The sequence below is a fragment of the Pseudomonas putida NBRC 14164 genome (assembly GCF_000412675.1).
GTDB lineage: Bacteria > Pseudomonadota > Gammaproteobacteria > Pseudomonadales > Pseudomonadaceae > Aquipseudomonas > Aquipseudomonas putida.
In genome coordinates this window covers 3769012-3791773 of the sequence record NC_021505.1, presented here as the reverse complement: position 1 = coordinate 3791773, position 22762 = coordinate 3769012, and the positions used below count along the sequence as shown (strand labels likewise).

Annotated in this window: 15 protein-coding genes and 1 pseudogene; 7 read left to right on the top strand and 9 right to left on the bottom strand. The window is 66.7% G+C overall.

Going from position 1 to position 22762, the window contains the following annotated elements; translation table 11 throughout:
• Nucleotides 1–40: 40 nt before the first annotated feature.
• The 3 genes from PP4_RS16730 to PP4_RS16720 all read right to left on the bottom strand — a co-directional run bounded on the left by PP4_RS16730 (nt 41) and on the right by PP4_RS16720 (nt 4983).
• Nucleotides 41–1891 (bottom strand): ABC transporter ATP-binding protein, encoded by a 1851-nt coding sequence (locus tag PP4_RS16730; RefSeq protein WP_016500385.1) that lies wholly within the window; start codon nt 1889–1891, stop codon nt 41–43.
• Nucleotides 1884–3659, bottom strand: a complete 1776-nt coding sequence (locus tag PP4_RS16725) for an ABC transporter ATP-binding protein (protein ID WP_016500384.1) — start codon at nt 3657–3659, stop codon at nt 1884–1886. Before PP4_RS16725 ends, PP4_RS16730 begins: the two co-directional genes overlap by 8 nt.
• Nucleotides 3660–3750: 91 nt before the next feature.
• Nucleotides 3751–4983: an acyl-CoA dehydrogenase family protein gene (locus PP4_RS16720; protein ID WP_016500383.1), complete on the bottom strand. Its 1233-nt coding sequence runs from the start codon at nt 4981–4983 to the stop codon at nt 3751–3753.
• Between the two features lie 315 nt (nt 4984–5298).
• Here PP4_RS16720 and PP4_RS16715 point away from each other — a divergent pair, with 315 nt between their 5' ends.
• The 7 genes from PP4_RS16715 (at nt 5299) to PP4_RS16685 (ending at nt 13716) form a co-directional block, all read left to right on the top strand.
• Entirely contained in the window at nt 5299–6360 is a 1062-nt protein-coding gene (locus PP4_RS16715; RefSeq protein WP_016500382.1) for an ABC transporter substrate-binding protein, read from the top strand.
• Nucleotides 6361–6378: 18 nt separating this feature from the next.
• Nucleotides 6379–7110 carry a class II aldolase/adducin family protein gene (locus PP4_RS16710; RefSeq protein ID WP_016500381.1) on the top strand — a complete coding sequence of 244 codons (732 nt, stop codon included), beginning with the start codon at nt 6379–6381 and terminating at the stop codon, nt 7108–7110.
• A gap of 163 nt (nt 7111–7273) precedes the next feature.
• A complete protein-coding gene (locus tag PP4_RS16705; RefSeq protein WP_016500380.1) occupies nt 7274–8461 on the top strand; it encodes an LLM class flavin-dependent oxidoreductase in 1188 nt (395 codons plus the stop codon).
• A gap of 10 nt (nt 8462–8471) precedes the next feature.
• Complete coding sequence (locus tag PP4_RS16700) at nt 8472–10046, top strand: ABC transporter substrate-binding protein (protein WP_016500379.1); 1575 nt, start codon at nt 8472–8474, stop codon at nt 10044–10046.
• Entirely contained in the window at nt 10039–11115 is a 1077-nt protein-coding gene (locus PP4_RS16695; protein WP_016500378.1) for an ABC transporter permease, read from the top strand. The genes PP4_RS16700 and PP4_RS16695 overlap by 8 nt, the downstream gene beginning before the upstream one ends.
• On the top strand, nt 11108–11935 hold the full coding sequence (locus PP4_RS16690) for an ABC transporter permease (protein WP_016500377.1): 828 nt from the start codon (nt 11108–11110) through the stop codon (nt 11933–11935). The genes PP4_RS16695 and PP4_RS16690 overlap by 8 nt, the downstream gene beginning before the upstream one ends.
• Nucleotides 11932–13716, top strand: a complete 1785-nt coding sequence (locus PP4_RS16685; protein WP_016500376.1) for a dipeptide ABC transporter ATP-binding protein — start codon at nt 11932–11934, stop codon at nt 13714–13716. Before PP4_RS16690 ends, PP4_RS16685 begins: the two co-directional genes overlap by 4 nt.
• A 64-nt stretch (nt 13717–13780) precedes the next feature.
• Here PP4_RS16685 and PP4_RS16680 read toward each other — a convergent pair whose 3' ends face one another.
• From PP4_RS16680 to PP4_RS16655, 6 genes and pseudogenes are all read right to left on the bottom strand, one after another.
• Nucleotides 13781–14869, bottom strand: a complete 1089-nt coding sequence (locus PP4_RS16680; RefSeq protein ID WP_016500375.1) for an LLM class flavin-dependent oxidoreductase — start codon at nt 14867–14869, stop codon at nt 13781–13783.
• A gap of 27 nt (nt 14870–14896) precedes the next feature.
• Nucleotides 14897–17471 (bottom strand): annotated as a pseudogene (locus PP4_RS16675) (TonB-dependent receptor).
• Nucleotides 17472–17680: 209 nt separating this feature from the next.
• The gene (locus PP4_RS16670; RefSeq protein ID WP_016500372.1) at nt 17681–19234 is read right to left on the bottom strand and encodes an ABC transporter substrate-binding protein; all 1554 of its coding nucleotides are present in this window, start codon (nt 19232–19234) and stop codon (nt 17681–17683) included.
• A 4-nt stretch (nt 19235–19238) separates the two neighbouring features.
• Nucleotides 19239–20438 (bottom strand): LLM class flavin-dependent oxidoreductase, encoded by a 1200-nt coding sequence (locus PP4_RS16665; protein WP_016500371.1) that lies wholly within the window; start codon nt 20436–20438, stop codon nt 19239–19241.
• Nucleotides 20439–20450: 12 nt separating this feature from the next.
• Nucleotides 20451–21674, bottom strand: coding sequence for a lipase family protein (locus PP4_RS16660; RefSeq protein WP_016500370.1), 1224 nt, complete (start codon nt 21672–21674; stop codon nt 20451–20453).
• A gap of 12 nt (nt 21675–21686) precedes the next feature.
• Nucleotides 21687–22760, bottom strand: a complete 1074-nt coding sequence (locus PP4_RS16655; protein WP_016500369.1) for an ABC transporter substrate-binding protein — start codon at nt 22758–22760, stop codon at nt 21687–21689.
• Nucleotides 22761–22762 lie beyond the last annotated feature (2 nt).

Here is a 22762-nt window from a genome sequence, read left to right as displayed (position 1 = left end):
GATCCTGTGGGAACGGTTTACCCGCGAAGAGGCCGGCAAGTCAGACTTCGATCCCCTCGGTTACAACCGCTCCCGCACTGCGCAGGTACGCGTCGTACAGCGCCGCATAGGCGCCATTACGCTTGATCAGATCGGCATGCGCCCCTTGCTCCACCACCCGCCCATGCTTCACCACGGCAATCCGGTCGGCATCGCGAATGGTCGCCAGGCGGTGGGCGATGATGATCGCAGTCCGCCCCTGGCACAGCCTGCGCAGCGCGCGCTGGATACGTCGCTCGGTGTGCACGTCCACTGCCGAGGTGGCTTCGTCCAGCACCAGCACCGCCGGGTCGGCCAGGTAGGCCCGCACCAGGCACACCAGCTGGCGCTGGCCATGGCTCAGGTGCGCGCCCAGTGGGCCAACTTCGGTTTCGTAGCGCTGTGGCAGGCGCTCCAGCACCTCGTCGGCACCCAGCTCACGGGCTGCGGCCACCAGTTGTGCATCGTCGGCAGATGGCGCGGCCAGGCGCAGGTTGTCGAGGATGCTGCCGCTGAACAGCACGTTGTCCTGCAGCACCACGCCCACGTTGCGCCGCAAGTCATGCTGGGCCAGCGCACGCAGGTCGATGCCGTCCAGCTTCACGGCGCCGTGCTGCACTTCGTAGAAGCGCGTCAGCAACTGCACCAGGGTACTCTTGCCGTGCCCGGAAGGGCCGACGATGGCCAGCACTTCACCAGCGCGAATATGTAGGTGGAGCCCGTCGATCACCGGGCGCGAGCTGTTCGGGGTATAGGCAAAGCCGACCGCGTCGAAGTCCACCTGGCCGCGCGCCCTGGACAGGGCGTGTGGCGCTGGCGGGTCGAGCACTTGTGGGCGGGTGTCGAGCAGCAGGAAAATGCGCTGCGCTGAAGCGCTGCCGGTGGCGTAGCGCTCGAACAGGTCCGACAGCTCTTGCAGCGGCCCAAGGAACAGGAACACGTAGAACAGGCTCTCGGCAACCTGGCCCACGCTGACCTTGCCCTCGGCCAGGCCATGAGCACCCACCAGCAACAGTACGGCCATGCCGGCGGTGCTGAGCAATGCGGTAAACGGGGCGAACCAGCCGGCCCGCAGGCTGCCGCGGATCAGCGCCTGGTTGAAGTCTTCCAGCAGGCGTCGGTAACGTGCCTGGTTGGTCTGCTCTTGCCCGCACTGTTGGATCAGCCGCACTCCACTCACACTTTCCACCAGGTGTGCGGTGAAGCGGCTGCGCTGCTCGGCCACCTTGGCCCAATTGCGCTGCGAAACCCGTTTGAAGCGCCAGGTGGCCACGACCAGCAACGGTACCGTGGCAGCCAGGCTGTAGAAGAAGCTGGGGTCGATGCGCCACAGCATTACCGCTGCCAGGCCGCAGCGCAGCAAGGCGCCGAGCAGCTCGGGCGGGCCCTGCACCAGCAAGGGCTCCAGCGCATCCACGTCCCGGTCGGCACGGGAAATGATGCGCCCGGCACGGGTCTGGTCGAAGTAGCTCACCGACAGCGCCTGCACATGGGCGAACACTTTCACCCGTAAGGCGTTGAGCACGCCGATCGCTGCGCGCCCGGCGATGAACTGCGACACCCCGGCCAGCAGAAAGCGCCCCAGCCAGCTCGCGGCCAGCCCCAGGCCCAGCCACAGTACCAGGCGCTCGTCGAGCAGCCAGTGGTCGGCGCTGGGCACCAGGCCCTTGTCCAGCAGTTCCCGCACGAACCACGGGCGCAGGAACACGGTAAATACCAGCAGCAGCTCGATGCCGATCACGGCAAGGATCTGCCCGCGAATGGGCTGCAACAGCGGCAGCAAGCGGTGGAACATGCCCCGGTCCAGCGCCTGGCGGGCCAGGCGTTGTTCGATGTCGATATCGCTGGCGGGGGTGTGCTGCGCATCAGTCATGGTCGATCCCCAGCAAGTCGCGGTAATGGGCGTTGTTCGTGCACAGCTCGGCATGGCTGCCGTTGGCAGTGATGCGGCCGTTTTCCAGCATCAGCACGCGGTCGGCCAGCAGCAGGGTGGAGAGGCGACTGGTGATCAGCAGCAAGGTCGGGCCTTGGCCGCTGGCGCTGTGCAGGCGGCGGATGTTGTGCAGCACCTGGCGTTCGCCCAGGGCATCCAGGGCGCTGGTGGCGTCGTCGAGGCACAGGATGTCCGGCGCGCCGAGCAGCGCCCGGGCCAGGCACAGGCGCTGGCGCTGGCCGCCGGACAGGGTCACGCCGCGGTCGCCCAGCGGCGTGTCGAGGCCGTGGGGCAGGCGTTCCAGCACGTCCTCTGCAGCGGCCAGGCGCATACCTTCACGCAACTGGGCGTCACTGGCCTGCGGTGCGGCCAGGCGCAGGTTGGCGGCCAGGCTGTCGGAGAACAGAAAGCTCTCCTGGGGCAGCACCTGCACACGGCGGCGCAGGTCGGCCAGGTCGAGGTCACGCACGTCGTGCCAACCTGCAGTATCGCTGCCGACCTGGACGCTGCCGTGCTGTACATCGGCCAAACGTGGCAGCAGGCTGGCCAGCAGGCTTTTACCCGTGCCGGTGGCGCCGACCAGCGCCACCACCTCACCGGGCAGCAGGGTCAGCGAGCAATCCTGCAGGATAGGCCGGCCAGCTTCTGCTGCACTGACTTGCACCTGGTTCACCTTCAGCCCCAACGGCCCTTCGGGCAGGGTGGCATGGCCGCCGACGATGGCCGGGCGTTCGTCCAGCAGTTGCCAGATGCGTTCGGCACTGGCGCGGGCATCGGCGAAAGTCTGCATCACCCGGCCGATGCCTTCGATGCGGAACACCAGCGTGGTGGCCACCAGCAGCGAAGTGACCAGCTCACCGATGCCCAGCGCGCCGGCCGCCACGCGATGGGCGCCGTAGACCAGGATCCACACATGCCCCAGCGCCACCACCGCCTGCGGCAGCGGAATGCGCGAACTGGCGTAGGCAAGGGCGGCGCGGGCATGACCGGTGAACACCTCCACCTGCCGGGCGAAGCGGGCAATGCGTTGCTGTTCCAGGCCAAATGCCTTGATCACCCGCACGCCACCGATGCCTTCGGCGAGGTCCTGGCTGACCTGGTCATAGGCGGCGCCCACGGCACGGTCGAGGGTGACCAGGCGATCGGTCTGCACCACGAACAGCCATAGCCCGGCGCCGGTCAGCAGCAGTGGCACCAGCCCCAGCAGCGGGTCGTACCAACTCAACAGGCCCACAGCAACGATTACCACCAGCGGGGTTTCGATGATCTGCCGCCAGAAGGTGATCAGCGCGTCGCGCACTTTGTCGGCATCGCGGGTGGTGCGGGTGACCAGTTCGCCCATGCCGTGCTGCCAGTGATAGCCCAGGTGCAGGCGCTGCACCTGGCTGAGGATGCGTTCACGCAGGCGCGTGAGCAGGGCCTGGCTGAGCACCAGCGACAGCACGGCGGCGGCGTATTGCAGCAGGCCGCGGCCCAGGGCGATGGCCAGCAGCAGCCACAACCAGTGCCAGGCCACGCGGGCGTCCAGGCTGCCGTCGGCCAGGCGCAGCACGGCGCGGCCGGCGCTGACATCATCGACCGCATGGCCGATCAGCCACTGCTGCCAGGCCAGGCCGAGGTTGCCGGCAATGTACAAGGCAGCGACCAGAGCAAAGCGCCAAGGCATTTCGCGGTAGATGGCCAATGCCCGAAGAAGCGGGTGGTTCATGTAGATGCTCGATCAGAATGCGACGCCGCCCTTGTAGGAGCGGCCTTGTGCCGCGAATGGGGCGCGACGCGCCCCCCGGCCCCAAATGGATTCAACGGCGGGTAGCGCCCTGGCTCTCCTTGGCATTGAGCACCGCCGTGTACTCCCCCGGGTCGGCCCCGTTCAGGTAGTAGTTGCCCACGTTGTGCAGCCGCCAGCGGATCGGGTCGTGGGTGGTGTGCACCCGGGCATTGCGCCAGAAGCGGTCGAGGTTCCACTTGCTCAGCGAAGCGCTGGCCCCCAGCAACGAGAACAGGTCACTGGAAATCTTCAGCGATGCAGCATCGGAATGCGCACGGGCGGTAGCTACCGACAAGATCAGCTCATCCTGCAACGCCTTGTTTTCCGGGTCGCGCTCGTGTTCGTCGAACACCCGCGCCGCCTCGCGCAGCACCGACTCGGCACCGCGCAGCGCCACGGCATACTCACCGATCTGGCGAATGACATGCGGCTCGTCACTGGCGCGCTCTACGCCGCTCTCCACCCAGGCCCGGGCATGCTCGCGCAGGTACTCGACAGCCGCCTGCAAGGCGCCAGCGGCGATGCCGGTGTCGATGGCGGCGTGGAGGATCTGCGGGAAGGTCAGGCCGGTGCGCTTCATCGGCCCGGCACGGCGGGTCAGGTAGCGCTCGTCGAGCACGATGTTGTCGAAATTTACCGTACCGCTTACCGAGTTCTGCTGGCCGAAGGCTTGCCAGTCATCGATCAGGGTCAGCCCGGGGGTGTCGCGATGCAGCAGCACGCCGACGCCGCCGTCTTCGCTGGCGGCGGTCAGCGAGATCCACTCGGCCAGGTAGGAACCGGTGGAGTAGAACTTGCTGCCGTTGAGTACCCACTGGCCATCGGCGCGGCGCTCGACCCGGGTCTTGAGGGCGAACTTGTTCTTGCCGCCGACTTCGGCCAGTGCGTTGCCGAAGCGCTTGCCGGCGAGCACGTCGGCAATCAGCCGGTCGCGTACTTCATCGGGGTAGCCGGTAAAGATGCCGCGCAGCATCACGTTGTGAATTTGCAGCAACTGGCCTACACCGCCGTCGGCAGTGGAGACCAGGCGCACGGTTTCGACCACGGTCTGCACCGAGGCACCTAGGCCGCCGAACTGGGCGGGCACAGCGATGGCGGTCAGGCCGCTGCTGGACAACAGCTCGGCCTGGCGGTGGGGGAGCTGGCCGTTGTTGCGCGGGTCGGCGGCCAGTTCGGCGATTTGCGCGGCCACCTGGCGGGCGGTTTCGATGGCGTCGGCTTCGCTGGTCAGGTGGCGGGCGGGGGAGGGTTCTATGGCACTCATGGTGGGGTCTCGAATTGTCTGAAGGGCTAGTGCGCCTGTTTCGCGGGCATGCCCGCGAATGGCCACACCGCGGTACCAAGCCCTAGAGCAATATCTTTGCCACCCCTCTTCAGGCCCCAGCCTGCGTGGCTTGTACAAGCTCTTGCTGCGCCAGCAGCAGCCACCCTGCTGATCTGGCAGCACCCCACCCGCAATCCTGCTCCCAGCCAAGCACCCAGCTCCCTGAAAAAATACTAAAACCCAGGTAAATCAAGGCCTCCAGCGGTTGGCACGCACACTGCAATGGTGCCTGCACGACGCCCAAGGAGCCCCCCCATGACCTTCGCAACCCCCACAGCAAAACGCCTGGCAGACGACCCATCCGCCCTGGAACGCATCTGGTTCACGCGTTGCCCGGTGCCCACCGCCTCAGGCCTGGCCTACAAGCTCGGCTGGCTTGAGCAAGAGTTTGCTGCCGATGGCTTGCCCGTCTCGACCCTGCAGGAGGCCCGTCAGCTTGGCCATCACCACTACGATCACCAACTGCCTGGGCTGTTTCGCGAAGGCGGCAACGTGCCGGCGCTGGCGGCGCGTGCGGCCGGCTCGCCCAGCCGGCTGATCGGCCTGACCTGGATCGAGGAATGGCAAACCATCCTGGTCCGCCCGGATTCCGGCATCCGCAGCGCCGCCGACCTGCACGGCAAACGCCTGGCGCTGCCGGCCTGGGGCGACAGCCGGCCGGGCAGCATTGCCCGGGCCATGAGCCTTCACGGTTACAAAGGCGCCCTGGCATCGGCAGGCCTGCACCTCGATGACGTGCAACTGGTGGAAGTGGCCCTGCTCGACCAGGCCAGTGCCGCCACCCCGGAGCTGGGCTTGCAGCGGCTATGGTCGGGGCTGGAATACCTGGCGCGCGGTGAAGTCGATGCCGTGTACGTGAAAGGCGCGGCGGCCGCCGATGCCGCACGCCGGCTGGGCCTGGTGGTCGGCGTCGACCTCGACCTGCTGCCCGACCCACGCCACCGCATCAACAACGGCACCCCGCGGCCGATCACCGTGCATCAGCGCCTGCTCGACAACCATTTCGACCTGGTGGCGCGCTTCCTTGCCCAGACCTTGCGTGCCGCCGAGTGGGCAGCCGGCAACCGTGACGCGCTCAACCGCATTCTCGAAGAAGAAACCCGTGCGGGCAGCCAGGGCGTGGCCGAGGCCTACCGCGGTGACTTCCACACCACCCTGGCGCCGGACCTGTCCGCACAGCGGCTGGCCTTCCTCGGCACACAAAAAGACTTCCTGTACCTGCACGGTTTCCTCGAAGCCGATTTCGACATTGCCGACTGGGTCGACCCGCGGCCTCTGCAAGCTGCCCATGAACTGCTGGCCCAATGCCGCGCCTGACCTGACTGGAGATTGAACATGACCGTACTGATCAACGAACGCCCCATCACTGCCGAACTGCAAGCCTTCATCGACCAGGTAGTGGCCGAAGCCGAAGCGGCCTTCAGCGTCTTTCGCGAAACCAACACCATCACCGCCAATGGCACGGTCGGTTTCATCGAGCGTGTGCCGGGTGAAGAGCTGCTGGTGTCGGTGAACTACGGCGGGCCGTGGAACCATCGCAAGCCGTTGCAGGCCACCGTTACCGACTTTGCCGGCAACGTCATCGTCGGCAAGGGCAAAGGCGGCCTTGGGCGTTATACCAAGCTGTTCCAGACCCATCCCGACGTCACCACCGTGTCGCACGTGCACAGCCCTTACCTGGGTGCCTGGGCGCAAACCCACCGCACCTTGCCGTTCCACTACGTGCCGGTGCAGCGCTACCAGCTGGCCCGCGAGCTGCCGGTGTACATCGACCGGCGCCAGGCCGAGGTGGACTTCATCCTCGACAAGATCGCCGAGAACCCGTTCAACCTGGCAATCCTGGAAGCCAACGGCGGCGCCACGGTGTGGGGCAAGCAGGGGCTGCGGGCCACGGCGGAGTTCATCCTGTTGCTGGAGGAGGGGGCGCAGATCCAGTTGCTGGCCGATGCCCTGGGCGGGTCGCGGCCTTACGGGCCGGGGGTGCTGACCCAGCAGTGGAAGATGAGCGGGTTGTACGACCGTGCAACCGAACTGGGCCTGGTGCCTGGCATCGATCGGCGCAACTGATGCGATCGCTGGGGGCGCTTTGCGCCCCTATCGCGACACAAGGCCGCTCCCACAAGGACATGCGTACGCCGACCAATGTGGGAGCGGCCTTGCGTCGCGATAGGGCTGCGCCGCAGCCCCAGAGGCCTGCCCTCAAACACCTCATCTGAAAAGGACCCGCCCCATGGCAGTAAAAATCCTCTGGTACCTCACCACCCCCGACGGCCCGTACCCCTGGGAACCCGAAGGCCGTTGGCACACCGACTTCGAACACCTCAAGCAACTGGCCATCGCCGCGGACCGCCTGGGCTACTACGGCTCGCTGCTCGGCTCCAGCCCCAACGAAAGCCTGGCCGTGTCGGCAGCGCTGATCGACGCCACCAAGCGCCTGCGCTTTCTGGTCGCCCAGCACCCGGGCGAGTTGTCGCCAGCGGTGTTGGCCAAATGGGCGCTCACCTTTGACCAGTTCTCCAACGGCCGCCTGCTGTTCAACGTGGTCAACGGCAACGACGCCGGCCTGGCCACATTGGGCGTGCATTACCCGCACGACGAACGCTACGACTTCAGCCTGGAATACTGGCGCGCCTTCCAAAGCTTCTACGCGGGCGAAACGGCGGGTTACGACGGCCGCTACGTCAAGCTGTCACCCCGTTCGCCCGCCGCAGCCCATCACCCGCTGGGCGGTTGGCACCCACCCAGGCAAAAGCCCGGCATCCCGCTGTGGGGCGCCGGCACGTCGGCACCGGGCGTGGCCCATTCGGTGCAACTGCTCGATGTCTACCTGAGCTTCGCCGACACCCCGCAAAAGCTCGGCGACAAGTTCCGCCGGGTGGCAGCCGAGGCGGCCAGGATCGGCCGCGAACTGACCTACGGCACCCGCCTGCAAGTGATCGTGCGCGAAACCGAGGAAGAGGCCTGGGCCCATGCAGAGCGCCTGTTGCAGCGCACCTCGCTAGCCACCGCGCGCGCGGCCATCGAACGCCAGTTGCCTGCCGGGCAAACCTTCGACAGCTACCTCAGCGACGACCCGCGCATCCAGCGCAACCTCGACAGCATCCGCGCCGGGCGCCTGCCCACGGCCCGCGAGCTGGAGATCTACCCCAACGTCTGGCTGGGCCCCAGCCTGTTCGGCTTCAACATCCTCGGCCCTGCCGCCGGCACTTACCTGGTCGGCAGCGCCGAACAGGTCGCCGAGCGGATCCGTGAGTACGAGGCCCAGGGCACGTCGGCATTCATCCTGTCGGGCTTCCCGCTGATCGATGAGGCGCACAGGGTGGCAGACCTGCTGTTCCCGCTGCTGGACCTGGACCATGGCTTCGAGGTGCCGCGCCTGGGCGCAGTCAGCAAGCCCGGCGTGGCGCAACCGGCGTAAGGAGAGGGTGATGAGCGAGTTGTTTTCGCGCCGGGTGTTTCTCGGCAACAGCCTGGCTGTTGGCGGCAGCCTGCTGCTCGGCGGCGGGCTGCTCAGTGGCTGCGACAACGGCGCGCCGGCGGCCGCCAGTGCGGCGCTGCAGGGTACGCCGGTGCGCGGTGGGCGCTTGCGGGTAGGCATTATCGATGGCGACCAGGCCGGCAACCTTGATGCGCACAAGCCGGTGGGCGGCGGCATCATCCGTGGCTGGGCGCTTTACGCCAAGTTCTGGGAATGGAACGCCGACGTCAGCACGCGCCTGGCACTGGCCGAGTTCGCCGAGCCGAATGCCGACGCCAGCGCCTGGACCATCCGCCTGAAGCCTGGGCTGGAGTTTCACCACGGCAAAAGCATCACCGCCGACGACATGCTGTTTTCCATCCTGCGCCTGACCGACCCGCAACTGGCCTCGCCCTTCGCCGGGCTGGTCGGCGCTATCGATCGGCAGGCCCTGCGCAAGCTGGACGAGCGCACTGTCGAAATACGTTTCAAGCAGGGGCAAAGCTTCTACCCGCTGGATGAAACGCTGATCAGCTTCGGCGGCATCGTGCCCACCGACTACCACCCGGTGGCCAACCCGGTCGGTGCCGGGCCGTATCGGCTGAAAAGCTTCATACCTGGCCAGCGCTCGCTCTATACCCGTTTTGAAAACTACTACAAGCCCAACCGCCCTTTTGCGGAGGAGCTGGAAATCATCGAATTCAAGGACCAGGTGTCGCGGGCCGCAGCGCTGCGCGCCGGTCAGATCGACGTGGCCAGTGGCGTGCAGGCCGAGCACAGCGCGTTGCTCAAGGCCGACCCACGGCTTCGCCTGTATGCCTCACCCAGCACCTCGTTCACCGGCTTCAACCTGAACCTGGCCAAGGCGCCGTTCCAGGACGTACGGGTACGCCAGGCATTTCGCCTGCTGGCCGACCGCCAGGAACTGGTGGCACGTGGGCTCAATGGCTTTGGACGGGTTGCCAACGACCTGTATTCGCCCCACGACCCCACCTACAACCACGCCATTGCCCAGCGCCCGTACGACCTGGACCAGGCCCGCTCGCTGCTGCGCCAGGCGGGGCAGGACGATTTGCGTGTGGAACTGACCACCACGCCAGGGCCTGGCGTCAACGCCGCGCTGGTGTTTGCCCAGCAGGCCCTGAAGGCCGGGGTGCAGGTGAAGGTCAATCAGGTGGACGGGTCCGTCTTCAACGGCCCGCAACGCGAGCAATGGCAGCTGTCGCCGGGCTCGACCCCGGCGCGTGGCTTTCTTGCCTCGGCGCTGCACAACGATGCCCCGCAGGCCATCTACAACCGCAGTAACTTCCACGACCCGCGCTTTACCGAACTGTTCCAGCAGGCCCTGGCCCAACCCGACCTGGTGCGGCGCACGGCCTTGGTCCACGAAGCCCAGGCCATCCAGCACGAACGTGGCGGGTTGCTGATCTGGGGCTTTTCCGACGTGCTCGATGCGGCGTCGGCCAAGGTTGGCGGACTTGCCCCGGAACAGACCACCTTCGCCTCTTGGCGTTTTGACGAACTCTGGTTGAACCCCAATGCCTGATCCTCGACACACGCCCCGCACGCCGGCCTGGCTGGCCTGGTTCATCGGCCGCCTCGGTTACGGGCTGCTGACCGCCTGGGTGATCAGCCTGGTGGTGTTCATCGCCACCCAGGCGCTGCCTTCGGACCCGGCACGGGTGATCCTCGGCCCGGATGCGCCACTGGAAAGCATCCTCACCCTGCAACGGCAACTGGGCCTCGACCAGCCAATCCTGGTGCAGTACCTGCGCTGGCTGGGCGCAGCGTTGAGCGGGGACCTGGGCATTTCGCTGGACTCACAGGTACCGGTGGCGCAGCTGCTGTTCGGCCGCTTGGGCCATACCTTGGCCCTGCTGATCGGGGTGTTGGCGCTGGTGGTGCCGGTGGCCCTGCTGCTGGGGGTGAGCCTGGCCCTGCGGCGTGACAGCCGGCTGGACCGCTGGGGGCTGTCGGCGCTGATTCTGCTCAAGGCCACGCCGGGCTTTTTGCTGGCCATCGGCCTGGTGCTGCTGTTTTCCATGCCGGGCATGGGCTGGCTGCCGGCGGTGTCGATCCTCGACCCGCAGTTGCCGTTGTGGCGGCAGTGGCCGTCGCTGGTGCTGCCGGTGCTGGCCCTGAGCCTGACGGCGCTGCCGTACCTCACGCGCATGGTGCGGGCCTCGATGATCGAGGCGCTGGAGTCCGAGTATGTGATCGCCGCGCGCCTGCGGGGTGTGCCCGAGCGGCGCATCGTCTGGCGGCACACCTTGCCCAATGCCCTGACTCCCGCGATCCAGGGCGTGGCGCTGACCCTGCGAACGTTGGTTGGCGGTGCGCTGCTGGCCGAGGTGATCTTCAGCTACCCGGGTATCGGCACTGCATTGAACGCGGCGATACAGATGCGCGACCTGCCGATGATCCAGGGCGTGGTGCTGGTCATTACCCTGGCGGTGGTGTTGATCAACCTGCTGGCCGACCTGTTGACGGTATTGCTCACCCCCAAGCTGCGCACGGCGCGCCGGGTGCGGATGATCCGCCGTATCCGGCGCGGCATTCGGCCCTGGTGGCGACGCGGGCGCAGCACCCCTGCCCAGGAGGCGACCCATGATTGAATCCCGTTGGCTGGCCGACCCACAGGTGCGCCGTGGCGCCGTGATCACCTTGCTGGTGGCGCTGCTGGCCGCTTTCGGCCCCTGGCTGGCACCTCATGCGCCCACGGCGATGGTCGGGCCGGTGTACGGCCCCCCGGCTGCCGGGGCACCGCTGGGGCACGACTTTCTGGGCCACGACCTGCTCTCTCGGTTGCTCAGCGGCGGCCTGTCGGTGCTGTGGATGTCGGTGGCAGCAGCCACCCTCGCATTGCTGGCTGGCGGCAGCCTGGGCCTGTTGGCCGGGTTCTCGCGCAGGCGCCTGGACCAGGCGATCAGCTGGGCGGCGGACGTATCGCTGGCGTTTCCGGACCTGATCCTGGTGCTGCTGATCGTGTCCATGCTCGGCCGTGCACCTTGGCTGATCGTGCTGACTGTGGCCATCGCTTTTACCCCGGGGGTGGTCCGTCTGGCCCGCGGCAGTGCCGTGGCGGTGGCCGGGCAGGAGTACGTCGAGGCGGCGCAGATGATGGGTTACCCGCGGTGGCGCATCCTCTTTCATGAAATCCTGCCGAACATCCTCACGCCCCTGCTGGTGCACTTCGGCAACATGCTGACCTGGGCGGTGGGCATGCTGTCCGGCTTGAGTTTTCTGGGCTACGGGGTGGCACCGCCGGCGGCGGACTGGGGCCTCATGATCAACGAAAACCAGGCCGGCCTGCTGGTGCAGCCCTGGGCCGTACTGGCACCTGCATTGCTGATCGGGGTGTTTGCCTATGGCACCAACATCCTGGCCGAAGGGATTGGCCGGGCCAGTGCAAGGATTGGGGAGAAGCAGCCATGAGCGCGCTGTTGAATGTGGCAAGTGAAGTGTTGCAAGTCAGCGACCTGCGGGTAGAGCTGGCCGGGCAGGTCGATGTGCTGGCCGAGGTGTCGTTCAGCGTTGCGGCAGGCGAAATTGTTGGCCTGGTGGGCGAGTCCGGCTCGGGCAAGACCACCTTGGCCACGGCGTTGCTGCGCCATGCCCGGCAGGGCGCGCGCATTGTGGGCGGGCAAGTGGTGGTGGCCGGGCAATCGCTGCTCGAACTCGAAGGCGAGGCCTTGCGCCTGGCCCGTGGCGGGCTGGTCGGCTACGTGGCCCAGGACCCGGCCACGGCGCTAAACCCTGCGCTGCGCCTGCGGGCTTTGCTGCGTGAAACCTTGTTGGCGCACCAGCCTGCGCTGTCGCGTGAAGCGGTGCGCCAGCGCATCGGTCAAACCCTGCTGGATGTGGGGCTGCCCGATGACGACGCCTTCCTGCGGCGGTTCCCGCATCAACTGTCTGGCGGGCAGCAGCAGCGGGTGATGCTGGCGTTGGCGTTCGTCTTGCGGCCAAAGCTGATCGTACTCGACGAGCCCACCACGGCGCTGGACGTGACTACCCAGGCCCATGTGCTGCAGACCCTCAAGCGCCTGTGCCGTGACCAAGGTGTGGCGGCGCTGTACGTCACCCATGATCTGGCGGTGGTGCGCGACCTGGTCGACCGGGTGATGGTGATGTACGCCGGGCGGCTGGTGGAAGTGGCCGGGCGCGAAGGGTTGTTCCGCGCACCGCTGCATCCCTACACCCGCGCGTTGCTTGCGGCCATTCCCGACATTGCCCGGCGCCAGCCGTTGCAGGCGATTGCCGGGCATGCGCCGGCACCAGGACAACGCCCGGACGGCTGTGCGTTTGCGCCGCGCTGCGGCAGGCGTCGTGCAGAGTGTGCAGTGATCGAGCCGTCTTTGCTGGCGCATGACGGCGGGCATCGGGTGGCCTGCCTGGTGCCGCACCGAGAGCCGCTGCCCATGGGTGAGGTGGCTGCCGAGGCCGCTGCTGCGCGGGGCAAAGTGGTGTTGCTGGAGGTCTGCGGGCTGGATGTCGCTTACGATCGGCAGGTGCTGTTCGATGTTTCCCTGCGGGTGGGCCAAGGAGAGTGCCTGGCGCTGGTGGGCGAGTCGGGTTCGGGCAAGACCAGCCTGGCCAGGGCCATTGCCGGGCTGGGCGAAAACGTTCAGGGGCAAATGAGCTACGCCGGCGAGCCTTTGGCGTTTGCCGCGCGCGAACGCGATGCCCGGCTGCGTCACCAGATCCAGTACGTGTTCCAGAACCCCTATCGTGCGTTGAACCCAAGGCAGACCATCGGGCAAACGCTCAGCGCGCCGTTGGCGCACTTCTTCGGGGTACGCGGTGGTGAAGCGCGCGAGCGGGTCGAGGCCGTGCTGGCGCGGGTGTCGCTACCGGCGCGTGTGGCCGACTTGTATCCGCATAGCTTGTCCGGTGGCGAGCGCCAGCGCGTGGCGATTGCCCGGGCGTTGATCTGCGAGCCGAAGCTGCTGGTGTGTGACGAGATCACTTCCGCGCTGGATGTGTCGGTGCAGGCATCGATACTGGCCTTGCTGCAGCGATTGCAGGGGGAGGGGGTGACCTTGTTGTTCGTCACCCATGACCTTGGGGTGGTGCGGGCGATTGCCGACCGCGTGCTGGTGTTGCGCCGGGGGCGGGTGGTGGAGCAGGGTATTGCCGATCAGGTTCTGGGGCGACCGGTTGATGCTTATACCCGCACGCTGGTGGAGCATTCGCCGAGGTTGCGGGTTGGCCTCTAGGTGCTTGCCTTGGGGGGATGCACCCGGCAACCCAGATGCACCCCAAAGCCATACCCCCCCACCTTCACCCCACAAACCGGGCCTGGCGGCGCCGAACTTCCTCGCGCACCGCTGGAATCACCCAGCGCCCGTAATCCACCGTGTCATACAGCGGGTCGTAGCCCCGGTTGAGAAAGGTGGTCACCCCAAGGTCGACATAATCGAGCAGCGCCTGGGCCACGGTCTCCGGCGTGCCTACCAGCGCGGTAGTATCGCCATAGGCGCCCACCGCAGTCGCCGTCGGCATCCACAACGCCCGGTCATGCCGGTCGGCGCGGGCGGCAGCGGCGAGCAGGCGTTCGGAGCCGGTGCCCTTGATGCGCTTCTGCCAAGGGCTGTCCGCCGCAAACTGTGGGTTGGCCTTGATCTGCGCGAGGATCTGCTCGGCACGCTGCCAGGCTTGCTCCTCGGTGGCACCCAGGATCAGCCGTACCGACAAGCTGACCCTCGGCGCCGCTACGCCTGCGGCGTTGGCGGCAGCCTTGAGTTTGCCGATCTGTTCGGCGACGCCGCTCAGCGGCTCACCCCACAGGGCATACAGATCCGCATGCTTGACGGCGATCTGGTAGGCGATGTCGGACGAGCCTCCGAAGGAAATCGGGATATGCGGCTGCTGCAGCGGCTTCACCGGTGAAAAGGCACCCTTGATATTGAAGTAGCGGCCCTCGAAGTCGAACGGCTCCTCGGCCGTCCAGGTGCGACGGACTATCTCCAGGTATTCGTCGGCACGCCGGTAGCGCTCGGTCTTGTCCAGCAGCGTATCCCCCTCTTGCGGCTCGGCGGTGATACCGGTGATCGCATGCAGGCGGATGCGCCCGCCGCCGGTGGTGTGGTCGAGGGTGGCGAATGCCCGTGCGGCCACCGTCGGCGCGGTCAGGGCCGGGCGGTGGGCAATCATGAAACCCAGGCGTTCGGTGTGCGCGGCAGCGTAGGCGGCTATCTGCAGGCTGTCGGCGCTGCCCGGGCCGCTGGCGATCAGCACCCGGTCGAACCCGGCATGCTCATGGGCGCGGGCGTGGTGACGGATGAATGGCAGGTCGAAGTCGGGTGTGCGTACGCCACGGGTCTCGGACCACTGGCGGGGGAAGATCATGCCGACAAATTCAATGGACATGGCTGAGGCCTTTCAGGTTGAGGATGATCAGAACTGGTAATCGACCTGGGCCAGCAGCGTACGGCCCGGCATCGGTTGCAGGAAGGTGTTGGTGGAGCCAGCCAGGCCACTGACGAAATTCAGCTCGTCGGTGACGTTGAGCATGCGCACCGTCACGCCCCACTGCGGCTGGCGGTAGTACACGGCAAGGTCGAGGTTGTATTCGTCCGGCACTTTCACCGTCTTGCTCAGGTTCAAGTACCAGCTGCTGGTCCACCAGCCGGAAAGCTCGACGCCAAACCCTGAGTCGAAGCGGTAGTCGACATACCCGCCGGCGTTGTATTCGGGGATCTGCACCGCATCGAACTTGCCGGACGGGCGCTGGTTGAGGCTGTTGTTGTCGCCGAACACGGTGCCGTTGTCGGGGATGAAGCCGGCCGAGGCAAACCCGGCCTGGCTGGTGAACTCGTTGTAGGCGCTGATGCGGCTGAGGTTGAGGCCGCCGCGCAGGTGCAGGTCCTGGTAGCGCAGGGTCGCTTCCCAGCCTTTGACGATCAGCCGGGCGATATTGTTGTTGCTGTCCGGTGACTGGTCGCGGGCCTGCTTGTAGGCAGCCAGGGTGAAGAACAGCTGGTCGGGCAGAGCCTCCACTTTCAAACCCACCTCATGCAACACGCTCAGGCTCTCGAAGGCCAGGGGGTTGAGCTGGTTGGCCCCCGTGCCGCTGCCCCAGCCCAGGCCATTGGTGAAGAAGCCGGTATTCACCGCGAGGGAACGGTCGAACGTGTAGTACAGCGTGCTGTTTTCCGTGGGTTTGAAATAGGGACTGACCTGCACCGAGAACAGCCGGTAGTTGTCCGAGTCCTTGCGCGGGTTGCCGCCGGGCAGCACAAAGGGGTTTTCGATGCGCGCGTCGATCCAGCTGCGGCTGGCACCCACGTTCAGGCCCACGCTCGCCCAGGCGCAGGTTGTGCTGGCTGAACAGGGTCTTGGTGGTCCAGGTGCTGTCGGCGGTGTAGGGCGCTACCGACTCGGCATACAGGCCATGCCCGGCCGGGTACATGGCGGGCAGGTTGAGCCAGCCGTAGTAGCTGGAAAACTGCGGCACACCGGGTTGGCCGATCCAGGCAGCGTTGCCACCGGCGGGGTTGCGGCCGCTCAGGCCAAGCAGGTCGCCGGGGTTCTTCAAGGTAGGGTCGAGGGTCAGGTCATAGGCGTTGATGGTGCTGCCGAAGCTGTTGTTGGCGGCGATCGACTCGTTGCGCTCGCGGCGGTAGACCAGCCCGGTGTTGCTGTCGTCGATCAGGGTCAGGTCGCCCAGCTGAAGTTGGCCACGGGCGCGGAACTCGAAGCGGTTGTCGAAGATGTCGTCCTTGCCCTGCACCTGGAACGCCCCGACGGCATCTGTGGTGTCGGTGGAGTGCTGGTAGAAGGTGCTGTTGGCCAAGGTGATCGACGGGGTCAGGTCGCCTTCGACGCGCAGTTGCGTGGTAAAGCGCCGCGAACGGTTTTCGTCCTGCGCGCGCTGGCCGGTTTGTGACGATAGCGAGGTCAGGCCGTTGCCCGCCAGCGCCGGGTCATAGACCCAGCCACGCAGGCTCCCGGGGTTGGCCTGGGTGTTGGGCGATGCGCCCTGGAAGCTGCCGTTGACCACCGGGTACTGGCCCTGGGCATTGCGCTGGCGCTGCACCCAGCCGAGCACCTGGGCGTCGGCTGCACCGGATGACAGCACCGGTGACCACAGGGTGTTGCCGTTCTGGATGATTGGGGTGGCGCGGCCGGCGTAGTACTTGCCGTGGTCGACCAGGTCCTGGGTGGCGCGGTTCCAGCCGTGGGTGATGTTGTAGTCGTAGTAGTCATCGTAGGCGGCGTTCCAGTCGACCCGAAGGTTGTCGTTGCGCCAGGCGAGGGCACCGTAGAAGGCGTCGAAGTTGTTCTCGACGTTGTCGTAGAAGTCTTCCTGGCGCTGGCGGGTGATGCTCACCCGGTAAGCCAGGTTGTCCGTCAGCGGGCCGGTGTTGTCGATGCTGAACCTGGTGGCATCGCGTGATTCACCATCGGGGATCCAGCTGCCGATTTCGCCGCTGAGCCTGGTGCGGAAACGGTTGAAATCGGGCTTCTTGCTCAGGTAGTTGACGTAGCCGCCACTGCCGCTGACCGAACCGTAGGTCACTGACGACGGCCCGGCGACGATGTCGGCGCCTTCGTAGGCGTTGAAGTTGGCCGGGTGGCGAACCCCGTAGGCGCGCTGGCCATCCTGGAACACCTCGGTGTTCTGCCCGCGCATCTGCGGGGCGATGCCGGCGTTCTGGCCACCGCCGCGGGTGATGCCGGGGGCGTACTTGACCAGGTCGTCGGAGCTGCGGATCGGGTCGTTGGCCAGTTGCCCGGCGTTGATCTGGGTGACCGAGCGCGGGGTGTCCAGCACCTTGGCTTCCAGGCCGCCGTAGATCGAGGCTGGCGGGCGGCTGGGCAGGGCGTCGTCATCGGGCTGTTCGGCCTGCACGGTGACGGTTTGCAGCTGGGTGTCTTCGGCGTGGGCCAGCGGCGCGCTGGCGGCCAGAATGGCCAGCGCCAGTGCGCTGGGCTGGAATTTGGGGTGCAGCAAGGTAACGCGGGGCATTGGCTGGGCCTCGTTCAATAGCAGGAATGTGGGAGAAACGAGGGCGCAGCCGCGCCTGCGGTTGGTTTGTTTTTTGTGTTGCCTGTCCCGGCCCTATCGCCGGCAAGCCAGCTCCCACAGGGACTGCATGGGCTTGAAGGCTGGCGCCATCCCTGTGGGAGCTGGCTTGCCGGCGATAGGGCCGGGACAGGCGGTAGAGGGCCTGCAGGTCAACTTCTGAGCCACAGGCTCTCGAAGCGCCAGGTACTGAACAGCGACTGCTCCGCCTGCGCGCCACCCACGCGGGTGCTGACGCTGTCGAGCAGGTCGGCAAAGCCCCAGATCAGCATGCCGCCGCGCTCGTACTGAATGCGTTGCGCGCGGTGCACCAGCGCCTTGCGTTTTTCCAGGTCCGGCTGGGCCATGGCAGCGAGGAAGGCCTCGCTGAATTCGCGGTCGTGGAAGTGGGTCTTGTTGGCTACTGCGAACGGCGCGTCGGTGTGGATGGCACTGGCCAGGTACGGCGCACCGATGCTGCCGCCGGTGCTCAAGGTCCAGTCGTCGCGCTGTGGGCCCTGGAAGGTGGCCAGGTCGACCTGGCGCACGTTGAGGGTGACGCCGATACGTCGGGCCTGCTCGGCCAAGACCAGGGCCGAAGCCAGCCCCGGCCCTGGTGTGGTCACCAGGTCCACCTGCAACTGTTCATGGCCGGCTTCGCGCAGCAACTGCGCTGCCCGCTGCGGGTCGTAAGGGCGCGGGCCGATGCTGTGATCGAAGGTGGGATCGAACGGTGCATACAGGTCGTTGGCCACCCGGCCCTGGCCATTCAGCGCACGGCGCACCAGTTCCTCGCGGTCGGCCAGCAGGCGGAATGCCTCGCGCACGCGCGGGTCGTCGAACGGCGCCTTGGCGGTGTTCATGTCGAACGACAGCCAGTTGCCACTCACTGACTTCAGCAGCCGCAGCCGTGGGTCGGCCTGCAGCACCTGCAGGTGCTCCGTGGACATGACGTTGGCCATGTCGATCTGCCCGGCACGCAACGCCGCCAGGCGGCCGGTCTGCTCCTTGAAGTCGATGATCTCCAGTTCATCGGCATAGGGCTTGCCAGGTTTGTAGTAGTTGTCGAAGCGGGTGAACAACGAGCGCTGGCCCGGGGTGAAGCTTTTCAGTTTGTACGGCCCGGCACCGACCGGGTTGGTGACCGGGTGGTAGTCCACCGGTACGATGCCGCCGAAGTTGACCCAGGTTTCCGGCAGCGGCAGGTAGCTGCGCCCTTCGCGAAAGCCCAGGCGCACGGTGCGGTCGTCCAGCTTGACCAGGTTGTCGCGGTCCACCCAGTGCAGCAGCGCCGCATAGGGCGAGGCCAGCTGCGGGTCGGTGAGGCGGCGGATGGAGAAGATCAGGTCATCGGCGTCGATGGTCTTGCCGTGGTGGAATTCCAGCCCAGGTTTCAGCCGCAAGGTCCAGCCGCTGGCATCGGCGTTGGGCTCGGCGAACTCGGCCAGGGCCAGGCGCGGCTGCATCTGCTCGTCCCATTCCCACAGCTTGCTGTACAGGGCAAAGCCACGCACGATGCCGCTGCCGATGGGCTTGTGGGCGTCGAGGTTGCCGCTCTGGTTGCCGTCGATGATGCCGAGGCGCAGGCGCCCGCCATGGCGCGGCTGGTCGGTGGCGGCATGGGTCGGGCTGTCGGCGGGGCCGCAGCCGGCCAGTAGCCCGCCCGCCAGCACGCCGGCGTGGCCGAGGAAGCCGCGCCGGCTCAGTGGGTAACCGTCCCAGGCCATGGCGTCAGGCCCCGTTGCTGACGTGCAGTTGCACGGGTTGGCCTGCCGGGCGGGCAATGGCTGCACGCTGCGCACGGAAGTGCGGCAGGATATGCTCGCCGATGCGATAGGCCTCCTCCAGATGCGGGTAGCCGGCGAGGAAGAACAGGTCGACACCGATGCTGTGGTACTCGCGGATACGCGCCACCACGTTGGCATAGCTGCCCACCAGCGCACAGCCCGGCGGGACGCCGATGTAGCCGAAGCCGGTCCACACATTGGGGTGGATGAAGAAGTCGTCGAACGCCTGCTGCTCGTCCTGGTCGCTGTAGCCGTGCTCGTAGCTCAGCTTGCGCGCCGTGCGCAGGCCGGCGTGGGCGGCGCGGGCCTTGACCGTGCCCTTGGCCACGCCTTCGTCGAAGAAACGCTTGGCCTCCGCCAGTGCGGCTGCTTCGGAGTCACGGGCGATCACGTCGATGGACAGGCCAAAGCGGATGTCGGTACGGCCCCACTTCAGCGCGCGGGCGCGGATGTCGGCGATTAGCGCGGCAATTTCGTCCGGGTGCTCGGCGCGCATCAGGTAGAAGTCGGCGTGCTTGGCGGCGAACTCCCGCGCTGCCACCGACGAGCCAGCGGTGCAGATCAGCGGCAGCTCGGCTTTTTTCAGCGGGCCGCGCAGGCCACCGCCTTCGGCGCGGTAGTAGGTACCTTCGTAGTGAAACTGCTCGTTGTGCCAATAGCCGCGCACCACGTCCATGAATTCGGTGGCACGGGCGTAGCGCTGGTCATGGTCTTCGAAGTCGCCAACCTGGCGCTGGATGGCATCGGAGCCGCCGTTGATGATGTTCCACACCAGGCGGTTGCCGGTGGCGCGCTGGTAGGTCGCGGCCTGTTGCACAGCCACCCACGGGGTGTAGTGATAGGGCTGGAACGCGGTGACGAATTTCAGCGTGCGGGTTTCCCGGGCCAGCAGCGAGCACACCGTCCATGGCTCTTCGCCGGTGGGGGCGTTGACCATCAGCGCGCCGCCAAAGCCGTTTATTTCAGCGGCGCGGGCGATTTGGCCGAGGTAGTCGATATAGGTGAAGTGATCACCCACGGCGAAACCCGACACCGCACCGGTACTGGGCCCACCCGCATGCCAGTCACCGCGGTTGCGCGGGTCGCCGGGGAGGAACTGGGTTTCGCCATGCAAGGGCAGGCGGGTGAAGAATTCGATGCTCATGGGCTGGCCTCCTTACTGGACGCTTGGGCTGCAATTGGGGGTAACTGGCTGGCCACTGATGACCTGGCGGGCGAAGGGGATCGAGTCCTTCAGCGAGGCATTCACCGTTTCGCTGTGGCCCAGGCCCTTGTACAGGTGGCCCTGCACCACCGAGCCGGCCTTGCAGGCGGCCTGCATCAGCGCCACCTGGGTGGCGGCGGCGGGGGTCTTGTCCTCGGCGCCGGTGCCGATGAAGATCGGCTGGGCCAGTTTCAGGGTCGGGTACGACACCTGCGCCAGCCATGGCTTGAGCTGGTCGCCCTTGTAGTCTTTCTTGGCGTTGGCCGGGGTCAGGCCTGTGCCGACCACGTCGCTGACCAAGGCTGACAGGCAGCTGGTGCGCGCCTGTTCGAACAGCGGCAAGGCTTTGTCGGTGTAGAAGTCGCGCGGGTCGATGCTCGGGTCGTACTGCTGCGCTGCCAGCAGGGTGTAGAAGCCATAGGCCAGGGCCGGGTCGACCTTGTCCTGGTCCTGTTCACCGACATTCTTCGAGCCCACGGTGTAGATCACCCCCGTGCCGATACTGCCCTTGACGCCCAGCTTGGGCGCATAGGTCGCCGCATAGGCACCCGCGGCAAAGGCCCCCGCGCCACCTTGCGACTGGCCTATGATCAGCACTTTGTCTGCCAGCCCTGGCACACCGGCTACCACAGCCTTGGCAGCATCGAGAATGCCGTAGGCCGCCATGCGGTTGTTCAGCAGCGGGTGGCCGCCCGGTACACCGAGGCCTTGGTAGTCGGTGGCGACGATGGCGTAGCCTTCATCGAGCCAGCGGTTGAGGTATTGCACGTCGCGGTAGCTGCGGCCAGCCCAGGACGGCGCGCAGATATCTGCCACGCCGACGGTGCCGTGGCCCCAGCTGGCGACCGGCCAGCCGCCCGCAGGTGCCTTGCCTTTGGGTATGAACAATGCGCCGGAAACCACGATCGGGGTCTTGCCGTCGATGCCATCCAGCGAGGTGTACAGAATGCGTTGCGCGCTGGCCGCATTGGGCAGGCTGAGCGCCTGGTCCAACGGCTCGCTGCGCAGCAGTTTCCCGGGAGTGGCGGGGATGGCCTTGCTCCAGGTGTAGAAGGCCGACACACGGCCATCGCCCTGCTGCGGGTCGGGTTTGGGCGCGTAGGTTTCGGCGGCCATGGCACCGACGGACAGGGCCAGGGCGCTGAGGCCGAAGACGAGCGAAGCAGGCAGTTTCATGGGTTAAGGCTCTCAAGGTTGTTGGCTGATCTGGGCGTCGAGGGACGGCCAGTAGTGGGTCAGTTGCAGGTCGATCAGCGCCTGGCGGGTAAAGCCCGTGGCCAGGTCGCTGGTGATGTCGTAGGGCGTTCGGATCAGCCGGTTGGCCAGGGCGTACTGCCCCAGGGCGTCGTAGTGGGCCTTGAGCTGGGCATCGCTTTTCGGCGCCCAGCGTGCCTTCCACGCGACCGGGTCGTCCTGGTCGTCCCGGCGCAGCACGCTTTCGCTCACACCGGCACGCGAAGACAACCCGTAGTAGGCGTCGCGGTTCTGCTCCTGGGAGATCCACCAGGCCGCGCGCACCCAGGCGGTGGCCACCAGTTGCGTCAGGTCGGCGTGCTGCTGCACGAAGCGGTCAGTGCCCCACAGGTCCGACACCAGCCGCCAGTCGTTGGCGCCTTGCTTGGTCGACCAGAGGATGCGCGCCACGCCTTTGTCTTCCAGGGCATAGGCTTCGTTGAGCAGCACGGCGGCGTCGACCTTGCCGGCGGACACCGCAGCGGCGCCTACTTGCGGGTTGAGGTTGGCGATCTTGAAATCACCGAGTGCCAGGCCCTGGCTTTGCAGGAAATTGCTGAAGGCGAACTCCCACGGGCGGCCGCGGTGCAAGGCCAGGCGCTTGCCTTTGAGGTCCTGGATGCTGCGCACCGTCGAGTTGCTCGGTACTACCAGGTAGATGTTGTTGCCGCTGCCACCCGGTACCACCAGCTTGCCCGGCACCTGGCCGGCACCAGCGATGACCGAAGGCAGGTCGCCGCGTACGGCAAAGTCCAGGCTGTCGTTGCTGAAGCCTTCGTTGATTTGCGGCCCGGCGCCGGCATGGGGCAGGGCGGTCCATTGCAGTTTCACGCCGCGGGCGGCCAGTTGCTGTTCCAGCCAGCCTTCTTCGATCACCCGCCCGGGGATGCCGCCGAACACCGGCGCTCCACCCTGGGTGAACGCGACAATGGCGATGCGCACCGCCGCCGGTGGCTCGGCTGCCAGCGCAGCCAGGCTGAGGAACAGGCCGCCCAGCAGGGCGAGGGCATGACGCCAGGGATTGTTCATGT